Origin of the sequence: Paracoccus jiaweipingae (assembly GCF_044335505.1) — a bacterium.
Taxonomy (GTDB): domain Bacteria; phylum Pseudomonadota; class Alphaproteobacteria; order Rhodobacterales; family Rhodobacteraceae; genus Paracoccus.
This window is the reverse complement of sequence record NZ_JBISBS010000005.1, coordinates 72,635-87,869: the sequence shown is the minus strand read 5'-3', so window position 1 is coordinate 87,869 and position 15,235 is coordinate 72,635. Positions and strand designations below refer to the sequence as shown.

Below are 15,235 nucleotides of genomic sequence, written 5' to 3'. Positions count from 1 at the left end.
CCGCGACCTAAATCAGACCCATGAGAGAGATCCTGCGCAGCACCGACCCCGTGACCCTGTCCCATGCCGAGGCCCTGCTGGCGGCGGCGGACATCGCCTGTTTCCAGTTCGACCAGCATATGAGCGTGCTGGAAGGGTCCATCGGCATCCTGCCACGCCGCCTGATGGTGGCCGATCGCGATGCGTTCATGGCGCAATCCATCCTGCGTGACGCCGGCCTGCTGGAATGACCCTGCGCCGCGACGATTTTCTGGGCGGGCGCCTGTCTGTCTGGCAACCCGCGCAGGGCTATCGCGCAGGGGCGGATGCGGTGATGCTGGCGGCGGCCTGTCCGGCGCGGCCCGGCCAGCAGGTGCTGGAACTGGGCTGTGGCGCGGGCGTCGCGGCGCTGTGTCTGGCGCGGCGGGTCGATCTGGGCGTTATGGGGCTGGAACGCCAGCCCGGTTACGCCGAACTGGCGCGGCGCAATGCCGATGAAAACGGTCTGCCGCTGCGCGTTGTCGTGGGCGATCTGGCGCAGATGCCGCCCGACCTGCGGGCGCGGCATTTCGACGGGGTGCTGATGAACCCGCCCTATTTCGGGTCCGGCACCCGCGCCCCCGACGCCGGTCGCGGCACCGCGCGGCACGAAAATACCCCGCTGGCCGACTGGCTGGATGCGGGGCTGCGGCGGTTGCGCCCCGGTGGCTGGCTGGCGGTGATTCACCGGCCCGAGCGTCTGGGCGATCTGCTGGCCGGTCTGGGGACGCGGGCCGGGGCGGTGTGCATCCTGCCGATTGCCGCGCGGGCCGGGCGCGATGCGGGCCGCGTTATCGTCACCGCGCGCAAGGGCCGCCGCGACCCGATGCGCCTGTTGCCGCCCTTTGTCATGCACGCAAAACCGTCACATTCCGCCGATGCCGAGGACCTGACCCCACAGGCCACAGCGGTTTTGCGCCATTGTGCCGCGATCACGGTCCTGTCAGCCGAAAACCCGTGACAGAATCGGGTTTGTGTGATGGGATTGTGACATCGACCAACCTTACAGGAGGACGAGATGTCGGTTGCATCGCATGTTGCTGAATTGCGGAAGAAACACGAAGCGCTGTCCAGGGCCGTCGAGGCCGCGCAGCGCAGTCCCGGAACCGACGACATGGATATTGCGTCCATGAAAAAGGAAAAATTGCGCCTGAAAGAGGAAATCACCCGGCTGTCGTAACCGCCGCGGTATCCTTGCGACGATGGGGCAGGCCGTTAGGCCTGCCTTTTTATTTGGTTACAGTCCGTAAAGGCTTTGGCCATGCGGCCCGGTCCACCCCTGCAGCCTGCCATTGATTGTCAGCGCAAATGATCTACGGGCAGGGGGCGCGGCCATCTTGCTGAATTATGGGAAAACGCTGGGCGATTCATTGCTGATCCATACGGCTTTGCTTGCCAGCATTTGTTTCGCAAATGCGTCCCTGTCTGATTGATGCGCGACATATGTCAGAACGGCGCTGTGCCAGACCACGCATGTGGCATGATCGGGCGCCTGATTGATCAGATCCATCAGGTCATGGCGCAGATCACCGTGGTTGATCTTTGGCCGATATTTCCGCGCCAGCCTGATCGCGGCTGTCAGCCTGTTTCGCCGTTCTGTGTCTTCGGGCCAGACCAGATTCAGCAGCCAATCCACGTCTTTGTCATTGCGTACGCTTAGCGGCGACAGATCCAGACCGGCCCGCCAGATGATCTGGGGGTGTCCGGTGCGGGAAAGGCGGGCTCCCGGCAACGGCGCAGGGAAAAACCGGCGCATCGCTTGTCGGTGCGGCAAGTCGCGAACGGCCCCAATCATAACCATATTTATCCGGCAAAAGGCACAACCCTGCGGATGCCCCGACCTCGATCAGTGCGACAGGCCCGTCGATATGTTTCAAAGCCGGCAAAAGCGCGGTGCATCTGCCGGGTTCGTTTGTCTGTGTGCTGTGCGAAAGGATAAAACCCCGAACCTGATCACGTTCTGCCATCAGGGTTTCTTCAAAATCGCCTGAGGAAGGGGTCTGCCCCGCAACTGACCGAAGCGACGCTAAAAGCAGATTTGGCTGCTGTTTGTCCGGCAGAAGCTGCGCCAGAAAATGAAGGATAGTGTTCGACGCGGCGACCCGTTCTGCCCATGCCTGATAGATCGGGGATCTTCCTGCAGCCTCCAGCAGGGCGAATCGCTGATAGGTTTCGCTGATACGCTGTATCTGCTTATCCATGGCCGGTGCCTAAAGCCCGCCATGTGTGGCGGGCCTTGGTCGTGGTTCGGGGCGCCTGGTCAGCTGAAATACTGACCGCCATTGGCGCTGATGGTCGAGCCGGTGATGAAGCCCGCGTCATCTGCGGCCAGGAAGGCCACGCAGCGGGCGATTTCCTCTGGCTCGCCAAGGCGGCCGACGGGGATCTGCGGGATGATGCGTTCGTTCAGGACTTTTTCATCAATCGCCCGCACCATCTCGGTGCCGATATAGCCGGGGCAGATCGCGTTGACGGTGATGCCGGCGCGCGCGCCCTCTTGCGCGAGGGCCTTGGTAAAGCCGATATCGCCCGCCTTGGCCGCCGAATAATTGGCCTGACCCGCCTGACCCTTCTGCCCGTTGATCGAGCTGATATTGATCACCCGCCCGAACTTGCGGTCGCGCATCCCGTTCCAGACCGAATGGGTCATGTTGAAAAGGCCGGTCAGGTTGGTGTCGATGACCTCTTTCCACTGTTGCGGGGTCATCTTGTGAAACATCGCGTCGCGGGTGATGCCGGCATTGTTGACCAGCACGTCGACCGGGCCAAGCGCGTCCTCGACCTGTTTGATGCCTGCGGCGCAGGCGTCATAATCGGCCACCGACCATTTGAAGGTCTGGATGCCGGTTTCTTCGGTAAAGGCGCGGGCGGCGTCGTCATTGCCGGCGTAATTCGCCGCAACGGTATAGCCCGCATCCTTCAAGGCCTTTGAGATTGCCGTGCCGATGCCGCGCGTGCCGCCTGTGACCAATGCAATTCTGGACATGGAACCCCCTCTTTCAGATGCCCTTCGGCAACACTGTTACCAATGCGCCGCCAGATACGCAAGATCATTGCGCGACCGGCGGCGCGTTCTGATGTGATCAGCCGCGTTCCAGACACATGGCAACACCCATGCCGCCGCCGATGCACAGGGTGGCAAGGCCCTTTTTCGCGTCGCGGCGCTGCATTTCGAACAGCAGGGTGTTCAGGATACGGCAGCCCGAGGCGCCGATCGGGTGGCCAATGGCAATGGCGCCACCATTCACGTTCACGATATCAGGGTTCCAGCCCATGTCATTGTTCACGGCGCAGGCCTGTGCGGCGAAAGCCTCGTTCGCCTCGACCAGGTCCAGATCAGCGACGGACCAGCCGGCCTTGTCCAGTGCCTTGCGGCTGGCCGGGATCGGGCCGGTGCCCATGATGGCGGGGTCCAGACCTGCCGTCGCGTAAGAGGCAATGCGCGCCAGCGGGGTCAGGTTGCGGCGCGCGGCCTCTTCCTCGGTCATAACCAGCACGGCGGCGGCACCGTCATTGATGCCGCTGGCATTGGCGGCGGTCACGCTGCCATCCTTGGTGAAGGCCGGACGCAGCTTTTGCATCGCCTCGATCGTGGCGCCGTGGCGGATATATTCATCGGCATCGACCACCGTTTCGCCCTTGCGGGTCTTGACAGTGAAGGGGACGATTTCATCCTTGAAGCGGCCATCCTTTTGCGCGGCCTCGGCCTTGTTCTGGCTGGCAACGGCGAATTCATCCTGCTGTTCGCGGCTGATTCCCCATTTTTCGGCCACGTTTTCAGCCGTCTGGCCCATGTGGTAATTGTTGAAGGCGTCCCACAGGCCATCGCGGATCATGGTGTCCAGCATCTTGACGTCGCCCATCTTGGCGCCCTGACGCAGATAGGCGGCGTGGCTGGACATCGACATGCTTTCCTGACCGCCGGCGGCGACGATGGTGGCATCGCCAAGGATGACCTGTTGCGCGGCCAGCGCGACCGACCGCAGCCCCGAGCCGCAGACCTGATTGATCAGCCACGCCGCCGATTCCTGCGGCAGGCCCGCCAGAATATGCGCCTGACGGGCGGGGTTCTGGCCCTGACCGGCGGTCAGCACCTGACCCAGGATCGTTTCGCTGACCTCGGAGGGGTCGATTCCGGCCCGCTCGACCACCGCTTTCAGAACCGCGGCCCCCAGTTCATGCGCGGGGATAGTGGCGAAAGAGCCCAGAAAGCTGCCAACTGGCGTGCGGGCGGCGGAAACGATCACGGCTTTGGTCATCGTGCTTCTCTCCTGTCTGTGGCCGGAACCCCCGGCGATGCGCTTACACTGTGACCCTGGATGGCGCTGCGTCAAGACATCCGCGCCGGATCTGTGCCGCGATGTGATGGCGCAGCGATATGACGGTGCCGTGACAGGCGGGGCGGATGCGGGGCAGGTCTTGCGCCTGTTCTTGCGTCACGGGGCGTCACTGCCCAAGGGGCGATGATGGGGGCGCGCACCGGGGCGGCAGGGTGCCGCGCGGAAATGGCCGCGCCGGTCAGGCCTGCCGTGCCGGGGGTGGGGTGATCCAGGGCGGGGCGATGGTGGGGGCGCCGAAATAGAAGCCTTGCAGACAGTCGATGCCCATGCTGATCAGAAAGGCGGCCTCTTCCGCTGTTTCGACCGATTCGGCCACGGTGAACATGTCGAAATGATGGGCGATGGATTGCAGGGCGCGGGTCAGCACCTGATTGTCAGGATGGGCCGAGATGTCACGGATGAACTGGCCGTCGATCTTGATGACGTCGAAATTGAAATCGCGCAGATAGCAGAATGAGGTATAGCCCGCGCCGAAATCGTCCAGCGCAAAACTGACGCCGCGAACCTGAAGGTCGTCCATGAAGGCGCGCACGGTTTCGGGCATCCCCATGGCCGAGCTTTCGGTGATTTCCAGAATCAGCCGTTCCGCAATGTGGTCGTCACCGGCGGTGCCCTTGCGCAAAACCTCCATCCATTTGGGATAGGTGATCGAGCGGGCGGACATATTGATGGCCAGCCGCAGCGAGGGGTGGTCGCGCAGTGTTTTCAGCCCCAGTTGCAGCGACAGACAGTCGATCTGACGGCCCAATTCGTCGGTTTCGGCAAAGGGCATGAAGTCGCGCAGCGGAATCATCCGCCCGGTATCGTCGATGATGCGGATCAACCCCTCGTAAAAGGCGGGTTCATCGGGACGGATGCTTTGCACAATGGGCTGATAGGCCAGCACCGCATCACCGCGCTGAACGGCCCGCCGCACCACGGTCAGCGTGTTGCGCGATTGCTGGTCAATCGCAAAATCAAGGGGCGAGCCGATCTGCCCATCCGGCGAATCATCATGTGACATCCAATGACCTCCTGCGTCAGTGGTGAACATGACGATATTGTCCTAATATCCGGTAAACAGGACATGGATTTCTGAAACAGGGTTAACAGATGGTGGAACGCTGCGGCTGGTGTGGCCTTGACCCGCTGTATAAGGCCTATCACGACGACGAATGGGGCGTGCCGGAATACGGGTCACGGGCGCTGTGGGAAAAGCTGATCCTTGACGGGTTTCAGGCCGGCCTCAGTTGGATCACCATTCTGCGCAAACGCGACAATTTCCGCGCGGCGTTCGAGGGTTTCGACCCCGCCCGCATCGCCGCATGGGGCGACGCGCAGGTCGAGGCCGCGCTGCGAAACCCCGGCATCATCCGCCATCGCGGCAAGATTGAGGCCACCATCACCAATGCCCGCGCCTATCTGGAAATCGAGGCCGCGCAGGGGTTTTCGCCCTTTCTGTGGTCTTTTGTCGGCGGGCGTCCGCTGCAAAACGCATGGGTGCGGCTGGCGGATGTGCCGACGCAAACGCCAGAATCGCAGGCCATGTCCAGGGCGCTGAAAAAGCAGGGGTTCCGGTTTTGCGGGCCGGTGATCTGTTACGCCTTCATGCAGGCGACCGGGATGGTGAACGATCACCTGACCCGCTGTCACCGGCACGGGCCGGTCAGTTTGCTGTCAGCTGGTCAATAACCGCCAGCGCCGCCGGGCTGTCCCATTCGGCGTCACCGATCAGGCGCGCGACCTCTTGTCCGTCGGCGTCGATCAGGACGGTGACGGGCATTCCCAGCACGCCAAAGGCGCGGGCCAGCGCCATTTTCGGGTCGGTCAGCCGGGGCAGGGACCGGATGCCGGTTTCGGCAAGGAATTTGTCGATGGCCGCGGGCGCGTTGCGGCCGGTGGCGATGGTCAGCACCTGAAAATCATCGCCGCCGCGCTGTTGCTGCAACCGGTCGAGCGAGGGCATCTCGGCCCGGCAGGGGGCGCACCATGTGGCCCAGAAATTCACCAACAGCGCCTTGCCCTTGTAATCGGCCAGCGTGACCGGCTGGCCATCGGCGCCGGTAAAGCTGGCTTGCGGGGCCAAGGTGGCATCGGTGGGGGCCAGCTTTGCCAGCCCCGCGGCATGGGCGGCGTCAAAGTCGATCTGACCTGCAAAAGCCGCATTTGCACCGCAAAGAAGGGCCGTATAAAGGAACAGGGAACGCAGCATTTGAGATCTCCGCAGGATTTGCCATGACCGACCAGCCCAAAGCCACCCAAGCCGCGAACAGCATGTGGGGCGGGCGTTTTGCCTCTGGTCCCGATGCGATCATGGAGGCGATCAATGCCTCGATCAGCTATGACCAGCGGCTTTACACCCAGGATATCCGGGGCAGCCGGGCCCATGCCGCGATGCTGGCGGCGCAGGGCATCATTACCGATAGCGATGCCGACGCGATCCGTGAAGGCCTTCTCACGGTGATGTCAGAGATCGAGGCCGGGAATTTCCCCTTCAGCGCCGCGCTGGAAGACATTCACATGAATGTCGAGGCGCGTCTGAAACAGATCATCGGTGAACCGGCGGGGCGTCTGCACACCGCGCGGTCGCGCAACGATCAGGTGGCGACCGATTTCCGGCTGTGGGTGCGCGAACAATGCGATGCGGCGGTGCAGGCGCTGGGGGCGCTGATCGGCGCGCTGCTGGATCAGGCCGAGGCCGGGGCCGGTTGGGTGATGCCCGGTTTCACCCATCTGCAAACCGCGCAGCCGGTGACCTGGGGGCATCACATGATGGCCTATGTCGAGATGTTTGGCCGTGACCTGTCGCGGTTTCAGGATGCGCGCAAGCGGATGAACGAATGCCCGCTGGGGTCGGCGGCGCTGGCGGGCACGGGCTTTGCGATTGATCGCGACGCCACGGCCCGCGATCTGGGCTTTGACCGGCCAACGGCCAACAGCCTTGACGCCGTGTCGGACCGCGATTTCGCGCTGGAATATCTGGCCGCGGCCAGCATCTGTGCCATGCACCTGTCGCGCCTGTCCGAGGAACTTGTGATCTGGTCCAGCGCGCAATTCCGCTTTGTCGCGATGTCGGATAAATGGTCCACCGGCAGCTCTATCATGCCGCAAAAGCGCAACCCCGACGCGGCGGAACTGATCCGCGCCAAGATTGGCCGCATCTTTGGTGCCAATGTCGCGCTGATGACGGTGATGAAGGGGCTGCCGCTGGCCTATTCCAAGGACATGCAAGAAGACAAGGAACAGGTCTTTGACGCCGCCGACAACCTGATGCTGGCGCTGGCCGCGATGACGGGCATGGTGTCTGACCTGACGGTGAACAAGGCGGCGCTGGAAGGGGCTGCGGGCAACGGCTTTTCCACCGCCACCGATCTGGCCGACTGGCTGGTGCGCAAGGCCGGTCTGCCCTTCCGCGATGCCCATCACGCCACCGGCGCGCTGGTGGCCATGGCCGAGGGCAAGGGCTGTGATCTGCCCGATCTTACGCTGGCCGATATGCAGTCGGTGAATGCGGCGATCACGGATGATGTGTTCACCGTGCTGGGGGTGCATAATTCGGTCGCGTCACGCACCAGCTATGGCGGGACGGCGCCCGATCAGGTCCGGGCGCAAGTCGCGCGCTGGCGGGCGGCGCGGGCATGATCGCGCGGCTGATCGGGCTGGCGGCGCTGGCGGCGCTGGCCGGATGCGGGGTCGATGGCGCCCCGGTGCGCCCCGCTGCGCCTGCGGGCAAGGTGCAGATGCAGGGCGCGGTTCAGGTCTCTGTTTCCGGTGACGCGCGGGTCGGGGTTGCCGGTGCGCTTTGATGTGACCCCGATGCGGCTGGTCTGGGCCATGGCCGCGCTGGCCGGGGCCGCGCTGGCGCTGTGGCGCCCACAGCCCTTTGCCGCCGCCGACTGGGTCGCCGTTGCGGTGATCGCGCTGTGGTGCCTGACCGAAACCACGATGCGGCGCAACTGGCTGGCGCTGGTGACGCTGCCCGCGCTGGTGCTGGGGCCGGGATGCGCGCTGCCGCTTTATCTGTTTATCCGTTCGCGCAGGGTGATTTGATGGATCATTTCAACTATATCGACGGCCAGCTTTGCGCCGAGGACGTGCCGCTGGCGCAGATCGCGGCGCAGGTCGGCACGCCGGTCTATGTCTATTCGGCGGCAACGCTGTCGCGGCATTTCAACCTGTTCCGGCAGGCGCTGGACTGGACCGACCATCTGGTTTGCTTTGCGGTCAAGTCGAACAGCAATCTGGCCGTGCTGAAGCTGCTGGGCGAAATGGGCGCGGGCATGGATGTCGTGTCGGGCGGCGAATATGCCCGCGCCCGCGCCGCCGGTGTGCCGGGTGGGCGCATCGTGTTTTCCGGCGTCGGCAAGACCCTTGCCGAGATGCGCATGGCGATCGAGGGCGGCATCCGCCAGTTCAACATCGAATCCGAACCCGAGATGGAGGCCCTGTCCGCCCTTGCCGTCAGCATGGGGGTCGAGGTTCCCATCGCCATCCGCGTCAACCCCGATGTGGATGCCAAAACGCACGAGAAAATCGCCACCGGCAAGGCGGAAAACAAATTCGGCATCCCGATTTCCCGCGCGCGGGAGGTTTACGCCCATGCCGCCCGTCTGCCCGGTTTGCAGGTGGTGGGGGTCGATGTGCATATCGGCAGCCAGCTGACGGATCTGGAACCGTTCCGTCAGGCCTATGCCAAGGTGGCCGACCTGACCCGCGCGCTGCGCGCCGACGGCCACGGCATCGTGCGGCTGGATCTGGGGGGCGGTCTGGGCATCCCCTATCAGCGCGACAATAACGCGCCGCCCTTGCCCATCGAATATGGTCAGGTCATCCGCGAGACCGTCGGTGATCTGGGTTGCGAGATCGAGATCGAGCCGGGCCGCAACATCGCGGGGAATGCCGGGGTGCTGCTGACGCAGGTGATTTACGTAAAGCGCGGCGAGGATCGCGATTTCCTGATCGTGGACGGGGCGATGAACGACCTGCTGCGGCCCGCGATGTATGGGGCCTATCACGATATCGTCCCGGTGGTTCAGCCGCCGCTGGGCGCGGATGTGTCGCCTTTTGACGTTGTTGGCCCGGTTTGCGAGACCGGCGACACGTTTCGCAAGGGTGTCGACCTGCCGGCGATGGCGGCGGGCGATCTGGTGGCGTTCCGCAGTGCCGGGGCTTACGGGGCGGTGATGGCCTCGGAATACAACACCCGCCCGCTGGTCCCCGAGGTGCTGGTCGCGGGCGATAAATGGGCCGTGATCCGCGCCCGTCCGGGATTGGCGGACATCCTTGCCCGCGATACCATCCCGGAATGGATGTGACATCGGGCGGAACCAAAGACCAGCAGGGGGGGCTGTCTGCCCCCCACCGGCTGCGCCGGTTCCCCCCGAAGGTATTTTCAACAGAAGCGAGGTCAGGGCGCTGGCGCGACCCGGTCTGGCGGGCGCTGACAATCAGCGCCGCCGGCCTGTGGTGGGAGGCTTTCATGCGGGTGTTCTGGCCCGCGCTGTCCCTGCTGGCGGGGCTGGTGGCGCTGGTGTTGCTGGGCGGCGGGGACGTGCCGCGCTGGCCGGTCTGGGCGGGGCTGGCGGTGTGTGTGATGGCCGCGCTGTGGGGGCTGTGGCGGTTTCGCAGGCCGGATGCCGGGGCGGCCCTGCGGCGGGTCGATTCGCGCCTGCCGGGGCGGCCTTTGGCGGCGCTGGCGGACCGGCCCGCGATGGGCGGCGGGGGGCTGTGGGATGCGCATCGGGCGCAGATGGCCGCCCGCGCCCTTTCTGCCCGGCCCGTGGCCCCTGATGCCGGTCTGGCGCGGCGTGACCCGTTGGGGCTGCGTCTGGTGGCGTTGCTGGCGCTGGCCATGGCGGGGCTGTTTGGGGCGCAAGGCGCATGGCGCGACGGGCTGGGGGCGCTGGCGCTGGACCTGCGCGGCTGGCGCGGGGCCGGGGATGCGGTGCAGGCTGGCCCGGCATGGGAAGGTTGGGCACAGCCCCCGGCCTATACCCGTCGTCCGGCGCTGTATCTGAATGCCTTGGCGGGGGATGCGCTGGACCTGCCCAAGGGCAGCCGGGTCAGCCTGCGCTTTTACGGGCCGGTGCCGCGCTGGTCGCAGGATCTGGGTGCGCAGATGGGCGGCGCTGATGCGCCCGAAATCGCGGTGGCGCAATCGGGGCGGCTGCGGCTGCCGGGGCGGGGGTTTGACATCACCGTCCTGCCCGACGCGGCGCCGGTGGTCGCGGTGGGTGATGCGCCGATGCGCCGTGCCGATGGCCGCATGTTGCAGGATTTCACCGCCAGCGACGATTTCGGCATAGCCTTGGGGCAGGCGCGGATCGCGCTGGATCTGGCATCCGTCCAGCGGCGCTTTGGCCTGACCGTCGCGCCAGAGCCGCGCGATCCGGTGGAGCTGGCGCTGCCCCTGCCGTCGCGGGGCGACCGGCGGGCGGTCTCGGGGCGGCTGGTGGCCGATCTGGCGCGGCACCCCTGGGCCAACCTGCCGGTGACCATCCGGCTGGAGGTCGCGGACGGCATCGGCCAGACCGGCCAGTCGCAGGATTTCCGGCTGATCCTGCCCGGTCGGCGGTTCTTTGACCCGCTGGCCGCCGCGCTGGCCGAGATCCGCCGTGACCTGTTGTGGTCGCGCGACAATGCCCGCCGCAGCGCCGAGATCCTGCGCGCTGTCACCTGGCAGCCCGAGGGCTTTATCGAGGATGACCTGTATCAGCGCCTGCGCGCCGGGGTTGCCCTGCTGGAGGGTGGCCCGCTGGACCCGGCTGCGCGCGACAGGCTGGCCGAGGATCTGTGGCAGGCGGCGGTCCGGCGCGAGGATGGCGGGCTGGATGACGCGCTGGACCAGATGCGGCGCGCGCAGGAAAAGCTGTCCGCCGCCATGCGCAACGGTGCCAGCCCTGACGAGATCGCGCGCCTGATGGACGAGCTGGCGCAGGCCACCCGCGCCTATACCGACATGCTGGCGCAGCAGCAGGCAGACCCGGCCGAGCGTTTCACCAAACCGCGCGAGGGACAGCGCATCAGCGCCGACCAGATCCAGCAGATGATGGACGAGATCCAGCGCCTGATGGCCGGCGGCCGCATGGCCGAGGCGCAGGCCCTGCTGGACCAGTTCAACCGCATGATGCAAAGCCTGAAGGTCACGCAGGGCGAGGGTGGCAAGGGTGCCGGGGATTCAGGACCATCGGGGCAGGGCATGGGCCGTCTGGCCGACAGCCTGCGCCAGCAACAGGATCTGGCGGATGAAAGTTTCCGCGCGCTTCAGGACCAGTATGGCCAGTGGGGCGCGGATGACGGTGGTCTGGGTGACGAACTGGCCGACCGCCAGCGTGACCTGCGCGAGGAAATTGGCCGCCAGCAGGGGCTGTTGCCGGGGCGCGGGTCCGATCAGGGCGATGCCGCGCGGCAGGGGCTGGACCGCGCCGGTCGCGCCATGCGCGAGGCTGAACAGGCCCTGCGGCAGGGCGATATGGGGCAGGCCATGGACCGTCAGGCCGAAGCGATCGAGGGCATGCGGCAGGGGATGCGGGCGCTGGGTCAGATCCTGCGCCAGCGCGGCGATGCCCCGACACAGGGCGCGCAGCAAGGCGCCGGACCGGGCGATGGCGGCCAGCCCGGCGCGCTGGTGCCGCAGGCCGGGCGACCGCGCACCGACCCGCTGGGCCGGGTGTTGGGCGGTCAGGGGGCCGGTCTGGGGGGCGGTGCTGTCAGCGACGACCCGCTGGGGGCGCTGGCCGATCAGGCGGGACGCGCCCGCGACCTGCTGGACGAGATCCGCCGCCGCAGCGCACAGCCCGCCCGCCCGCAGGACGAGCGTGATTATCTGGGCCGGCTGCTGGACCGGTTCTGAGGCCGCTGTCGCGACCGGGCCGGGGTGGCGGGGATGACGCGCACAGGTGCAGGCCGCCGGGTTTTGGCGGGAATTTCGGGGATTTTCGCCCTTTTTCATTGACCTGCCGGGGTGAAAAAGGGATGGTCTGGCCGGCTTTCAGACCTATTGTTGCGCCCGCCAGCCTGTCGTCGCAACATCCATGACGGGGAACGACCATGACCACGACCTTTCGCAGCCTGATGGCGGCCTCGGTGCTGACCGTTTTCGCAGGTGCCGCCCACGCGACCGAGCTGAAGGTCGGCTATGCGCTGGCCGAAGACAGCCATTACGGCGCCGGCGCCAAGGCGTTCGAACAGGCCGTGACGCAAAGTATGGGCGATGCGTTCAGCTTTCGCCACTTCCCGTCATCGGGGCTTGGCGGCGAACGCGAGGTGCTGGAGGGTATTCAGCTGGGCACCGTGGACGCGACCATCGTGTCGCAAGGCACGCTGTCCAATTTCGTCCCCGAGGTCGGGGTGTTCGACGTCCCCTTCCTGTTCCGCGATCTGGCCCATGGCCGCGCGGTTCTGGACGGAGAGATCGGGCAGGACATGCTGGGCAAGTTCGAGGATGTCGGCCTGATCGCACTGGCATGGGGCGAACAGGGGTTCCGCCACATCACCAATAACCGCAATCCGGTGACCACGCCCGACGACCTGAAGGGGATGAAGATCCGCACCATGGAAAACCCGGTCCATATCGCGGCCTTCAGGGCGCTGGGTGCCGCCCCCACCCCGATGGCCTGGCCCGAGGTTATTCCGGCGCTGGAACAGGGCGCCATCGACGGGCAGGAAAACCCGCTGGCGGTGATCACCTCGGCCAAGCTGAACGAGGTGCAGACCTATCTGTCGCTGACCGGCCATGTTTACGCGCCCTGCGTGGTGATCGTGTCGCCGCAGCTGTGGAACCGTCTGGACGATGCGGGCAAGGATAATTTCCGCAAGGCCGCACAGGCGGCGGGGCAGGCGATGCGCGATTATGTCGACAATGCCGAAACCAATGGCGTGACCGCGCTGCAAACCGCAGGGATGAAGGTCAACACGCTGGATGCCGCGCAGAAACAGGCTTTCCGCGCCGCGCTGGTCGGGCCTTATGCCGAATACGAGGCCCAGTTCGGCAAAGACCTGATGGACAGCATCAGCGCCACCGAGGCCACCGAATAAGCGGCGACCGGCGCCAACGGACCGGGGCGGGATGGCCCGCCCTGACAGGGGTAACAGGGCATCCGCGATGAGGCATCTGGAACGGGGTTTCGTGGCGCTGAACGCCGCCGTGATCGTGGCGCTGCTGCTGGCGATGGCGGTGGTGGTGGGCTGGAATGTCAGCCTGCGTTACCTGACCAGCCAGTCGCTGCCATGGGCGGACGAGGTCGCGCGTTATGCGATGATCTGGCTGGGGTTTCTGGGTGCCGGTCTGGCCCTGCGCGAGGGCGCGCATGTCGCCATTACCAATCTGCATGACGTTCTGCCCCGGCGCGGCGCGGTGGCGCTGCGCGCGCTGTTGCTGGCGGGGCTGATGGCGTTTTTCCTGTTCATGGTCTGGACCGGCTGGGATTACATGTCGCGCACGGCGTTTCAGAAATCGCCGGCGCTGCGGCTGCCGATGCGCTGGGTCTATGCCGCGATGCCGGTGGGGTTCGGCCTGCTGGCGCTGCATCTGGCGCTGATCGCGCCGCGTTACCTGCGCGCCGGCCTGGGCGCCGCCGACCACCCCGAGGAGGCCGCCCGTGGTTGAGGTCCTGATCGCGTCCTTCCTGCTGCTGATCGTGCTGGGGGTGCCGGTGGCGTTTGCACTGGCGCTTGCGGCCTTTGCGGCGGTGGGGCTGGCCAGCGATTACCCGATGGTCGTGGTGGTCAAGGAAATGTTTTCCGGGCTGGACAGCTTTCCGCTGTTGGCGGTGCCGTTCTTTATTCTGGCGGCAGAGATCATGTCCACCGGCGCGATCTCGCGGGTGCTGCTGCGCTTTGCGGCACAGTTTGTCGGGCATCTGCGCGGTGGTCTGGGATATGCCAACGTCCTGACGCAGACGCTGTTTGCGGGCATTTCGGGGTCGGCGCTGGCGGATGCGGCAGGGCCGGGGGCGATGATGACGCGGATGATGGATCAGGCCGGTTACAACCGCGCCTATGCCGGGGCGCTGACGATTGCGTCCTCGGTCGTGGGGCCGATCATTCCGCCCTCGATCACCATGATCATCTATGCGCTGCAAGACAGCCGCACCTCGGTCGGGTCGCTGTTCATGGCGGGTATTCTGCCGGGGCTGCTGATCTCGGGGGGGATGGCGGGGGTGAACTGGTGGATCAGCCGTCAGCGCGGCTATCGCAGTGCCGATCCGCGTCCGCCGCTGGGGCAGATGCTGCGCAACAGCCTGACCGCGCTGCCGGCGCTGGGGCTGGTGGTGCTGATCGTGGGCGGCATCCGGTCGGGCATTACGACGCCGACCGAGGCCTCGGTCATTGCGGTGTTTTACGCGCTGTTCGCCAGTGTCGTGATCTATCGCAGCCTGTCGCTGCGCGATCTGTGGGGGGCGCTGTTGCGCGCCGCCATCATGTCGGTGGCGGTGCTGCTGATCCTGGCGGCGGCGCGGGCCTTTGCCTGGGTGCTGATCATTGAGGGCGTGCCCCAGCAACTGGCCGAATGGGTGGTGGCGCTGGAGCTGTCGCCGGTGATGTTCCTGCTGGCGGTGAACCTGCTGCTGCTGGTCTTTGGCATGTTCATGGACCCGCTGCCGGGGGTGATGATTCTGGTGCCGATTCTGGCGCCCATCGCCCATGGCCTTGGGATCGCGCCGGAACATTTCGCCATCGTGGTGATCGTGAACCTGACCTTCGGGCTGATCACGCCGCCGGTCGGGGGGCTGATCTTTGTCATAGCCTCGGCCACCAGACAGCGGCCCGCTGACCTGATCCGGGAATTGCCGCCTTTCTTTGTGGCGGCGATCGCGGTGCTTTTGGTGCTGACCTTCGTGCCGTGGCTGTCGACCGCGCTGCCCCGCCTTGGCGGGTATTGACGACTGTCCGCGCCC

Annotated in this window: 16 protein-coding genes and 1 pseudogene; 12 read left to right on the top strand and 5 right to left on the bottom strand. The window is 65.8% G+C overall.

Annotated elements, in window-relative coordinates; translation table 11 throughout:
- The first annotated feature begins 20 nt into the window (after positions 1-20).
- From ACFXP9_RS10190 to ACFXP9_RS10180, 3 genes are read left to right on the top strand one after another with little or no spacing between them, the layout of a single operon-like run.
- A complete protein-coding gene (locus ACFXP9_RS10190; RefSeq protein WP_397208334.1) occupies positions 21-230 on the top strand; it encodes a putative signal transducing protein in 210 nt (69 codons plus the stop codon).
- Positions 227-979 (top strand): tRNA1(Val) (adenine(37)-N6)-methyltransferase, encoded by a 753-nt coding sequence (locus tag ACFXP9_RS10185; protein WP_397208333.1) that lies wholly within the window; start codon positions 227-229, stop codon positions 977-979. The genes ACFXP9_RS10190 and ACFXP9_RS10185 overlap by 4 nt, the downstream gene beginning before the upstream one ends.
- Before the next feature lie 57 nt (positions 980-1,036).
- Entirely contained in the window at positions 1,037-1,198 is a 162-nt protein-coding gene (locus ACFXP9_RS10180; protein ID WP_397208332.1) for a YdcH family protein, read from the top strand.
- Positions 1,199-1,363: 165 nt separating this feature from the next.
- On the opposite strand, the pseudogene ACFXP9_RS10175 reads toward ACFXP9_RS10180, so the two are convergent.
- The 4 genes and pseudogenes from ACFXP9_RS10175 to ACFXP9_RS10160 all read right to left on the bottom strand — a co-directional run bounded on the left by ACFXP9_RS10175 (position 1,364) and on the right by ACFXP9_RS10160 (position 5,361).
- A pseudogene (locus tag ACFXP9_RS10175) lies at positions 1,364-2,219 on the bottom strand (DUF2332 domain-containing protein).
- Between the two features lie 59 nt (positions 2,220-2,278).
- Positions 2,279-3,004 carry a beta-ketoacyl-ACP reductase gene (phbB, locus tag ACFXP9_RS10170; RefSeq protein WP_397208331.1) on the bottom strand — a complete coding sequence of 242 codons (726 nt, stop codon included), beginning with the start codon at positions 3,002-3,004 and terminating at the stop codon, positions 2,279-2,281.
- A 97-nt stretch (positions 3,005-3,101) separates the two neighbouring features.
- Positions 3,102-4,277 (bottom strand): acetyl-CoA C-acetyltransferase, encoded by a 1,176-nt coding sequence (locus ACFXP9_RS10165; protein WP_397208330.1) that lies wholly within the window; start codon positions 4,275-4,277, stop codon positions 3,102-3,104.
- A gap of 259 nt (positions 4,278-4,536) precedes the next feature.
- Positions 4,537-5,361 carry an EAL domain-containing protein gene (locus tag ACFXP9_RS10160; RefSeq protein WP_397210185.1) on the bottom strand — a complete coding sequence of 275 codons (825 nt, stop codon included), beginning with the start codon at positions 5,359-5,361 and terminating at the stop codon, positions 4,537-4,539.
- 89 nt (positions 5,362-5,450) lie between these two features.
- On the opposite strand from ACFXP9_RS10160, the gene ACFXP9_RS10155 reads away from it, so the two are divergent.
- Entirely contained in the window at positions 5,451-6,029 is a 579-nt protein-coding gene (locus ACFXP9_RS10155) for a DNA-3-methyladenine glycosylase I (RefSeq protein WP_397208328.1), read from the top strand.
- Here the strand turns inward: ACFXP9_RS10155 and ACFXP9_RS10150 are convergent.
- Positions 6,004-6,549, bottom strand: coding sequence for a TlpA disulfide reductase family protein (locus tag ACFXP9_RS10150; protein WP_397208327.1), 546 nt, complete (start codon positions 6,547-6,549; stop codon positions 6,004-6,006). The two genes, ACFXP9_RS10155 and ACFXP9_RS10150, sit on opposite strands and share 26 nt — an antisense overlap.
- Before the next feature lie 23 nt (positions 6,550-6,572).
- Here ACFXP9_RS10150 and argH point away from each other — a divergent pair, with 23 nt between their 5' ends.
- The 8 genes from argH to ACFXP9_RS10110 all read left to right on the top strand — a co-directional run bounded on the left by argH (position 6,573) and on the right by ACFXP9_RS10110 (position 15,220).
- The gene (gene argH / locus ACFXP9_RS10145) at positions 6,573-7,979 is read left to right on the top strand and encodes an argininosuccinate lyase (protein ID WP_397208326.1); all 1,407 of its coding nucleotides are present in this window, start codon (positions 6,573-6,575) and stop codon (positions 7,977-7,979) included.
- Positions 7,976-8,143, top strand: a complete 168-nt coding sequence (locus ACFXP9_RS10140) for an argininosuccinate lyase (RefSeq protein WP_397208325.1) — start codon at positions 7,976-7,978, stop codon at positions 8,141-8,143. Before argH ends, ACFXP9_RS10140 begins: the two co-directional genes overlap by 4 nt.
- Positions 8,133-8,387, top strand: a complete 255-nt coding sequence (locus ACFXP9_RS10135; protein WP_397208324.1) for a DUF2834 domain-containing protein — start codon at positions 8,133-8,135, stop codon at positions 8,385-8,387. The genes ACFXP9_RS10140 and ACFXP9_RS10135 overlap by 11 nt, the downstream gene beginning before the upstream one ends.
- Complete coding sequence (gene lysA, locus ACFXP9_RS10130; protein ID WP_397208323.1) at positions 8,387-9,652, top strand: diaminopimelate decarboxylase; 1,266 nt, start codon at positions 8,387-8,389, stop codon at positions 9,650-9,652. Before ACFXP9_RS10135 ends, lysA begins: the two co-directional genes overlap by 1 nt.
- Positions 9,653-9,777: 125 nt before the next feature.
- Positions 9,778-12,189 carry a DUF4175 domain-containing protein gene (locus ACFXP9_RS10125; RefSeq protein WP_397208479.1) on the top strand — a complete coding sequence of 804 codons (2,412 nt, stop codon included), beginning with the start codon at positions 9,778-9,780 and terminating at the stop codon, positions 12,187-12,189.
- A gap of 197 nt (positions 12,190-12,386) precedes the next feature.
- Positions 12,387-13,373 (top strand): TRAP transporter substrate-binding protein, encoded by a 987-nt coding sequence (locus tag ACFXP9_RS10120; RefSeq protein ID WP_397208322.1) that lies wholly within the window; start codon positions 12,387-12,389, stop codon positions 13,371-13,373.
- A gap of 67 nt (positions 13,374-13,440) precedes the next feature.
- Complete coding sequence (locus ACFXP9_RS10115; protein WP_397208321.1) at positions 13,441-13,944, top strand: TRAP transporter small permease; 504 nt, start codon at positions 13,441-13,443, stop codon at positions 13,942-13,944.
- Positions 13,937-15,220, top strand: coding sequence for a TRAP transporter large permease (locus ACFXP9_RS10110; RefSeq protein WP_397208320.1), 1,284 nt, complete (start codon positions 13,937-13,939; stop codon positions 15,218-15,220). Before ACFXP9_RS10115 ends, ACFXP9_RS10110 begins: the two co-directional genes overlap by 8 nt.
- The last annotated feature ends 15 nt before the right edge of the window (positions 15,221-15,235 follow it).

Bases quoted from the DNA above. Each gene is read 5' to 3' on its own strand.
- ACFXP9_RS10190 (WP_397208334.1), top strand. From the start codon at position 21: ATGAGAGAGATCCTGCGCAGCACCGACCCCGTGACCCTGTCCCATGCC.
- ACFXP9_RS10185 (WP_397208333.1), top strand. From the start codon at position 227: ATGACCCTGCGCCGCGACGATTTTCTGGGCGGGCGCCTGTCTGTCTGG.
- ACFXP9_RS10180 (WP_397208332.1), top strand. From the start codon at position 1,037: ATGTCGGTTGCATCGCATGTTGCTGAATTGCGGAAGAAACACGAAGCG.
- phbB (WP_397208331.1), bottom strand. From the start codon at position 3,004: ATGTCCAGAATTGCATTGGTCACAGGCGGCACGCGCGGCATCGGCACG.
- ACFXP9_RS10165 (WP_397208330.1), bottom strand. From the start codon at position 4,277: ATGACCAAAGCCGTGATCGTTTCCGCCGCCCGCACGCCAGTTGGCAGC.
- ACFXP9_RS10160 (WP_397210185.1), bottom strand. From the start codon at position 5,361: ATGTCACATGATGATTCGCCGGATGGGCAGATCGGCTCGCCCCTTGAT.
- ACFXP9_RS10155 (WP_397208328.1), top strand. From the start codon at position 5,451: ATGGTGGAACGCTGCGGCTGGTGTGGCCTTGACCCGCTGTATAAGGCC.
- ACFXP9_RS10150 (WP_397208327.1), bottom strand. From the start codon at position 6,549: ATGCTGCGTTCCCTGTTCCTTTATACGGCCCTTCTTTGCGGTGCAAAT.
- argH (WP_397208326.1), top strand. From the start codon at position 6,573: ATGACCGACCAGCCCAAAGCCACCCAAGCCGCGAACAGCATGTGGGGC.
- ACFXP9_RS10140 (WP_397208325.1), top strand. From the start codon at position 7,976: ATGATCGCGCGGCTGATCGGGCTGGCGGCGCTGGCGGCGCTGGCCGGA.
- lysA (WP_397208323.1), top strand. From the start codon at position 8,387: ATGGATCATTTCAACTATATCGACGGCCAGCTTTGCGCCGAGGACGTG.
- ACFXP9_RS10120 (WP_397208322.1), top strand. From the start codon at position 12,387: ATGACCACGACCTTTCGCAGCCTGATGGCGGCCTCGGTGCTGACCGTT.
- ACFXP9_RS10115 (WP_397208321.1), top strand. From the start codon at position 13,441: ATGAGGCATCTGGAACGGGGTTTCGTGGCGCTGAACGCCGCCGTGATC.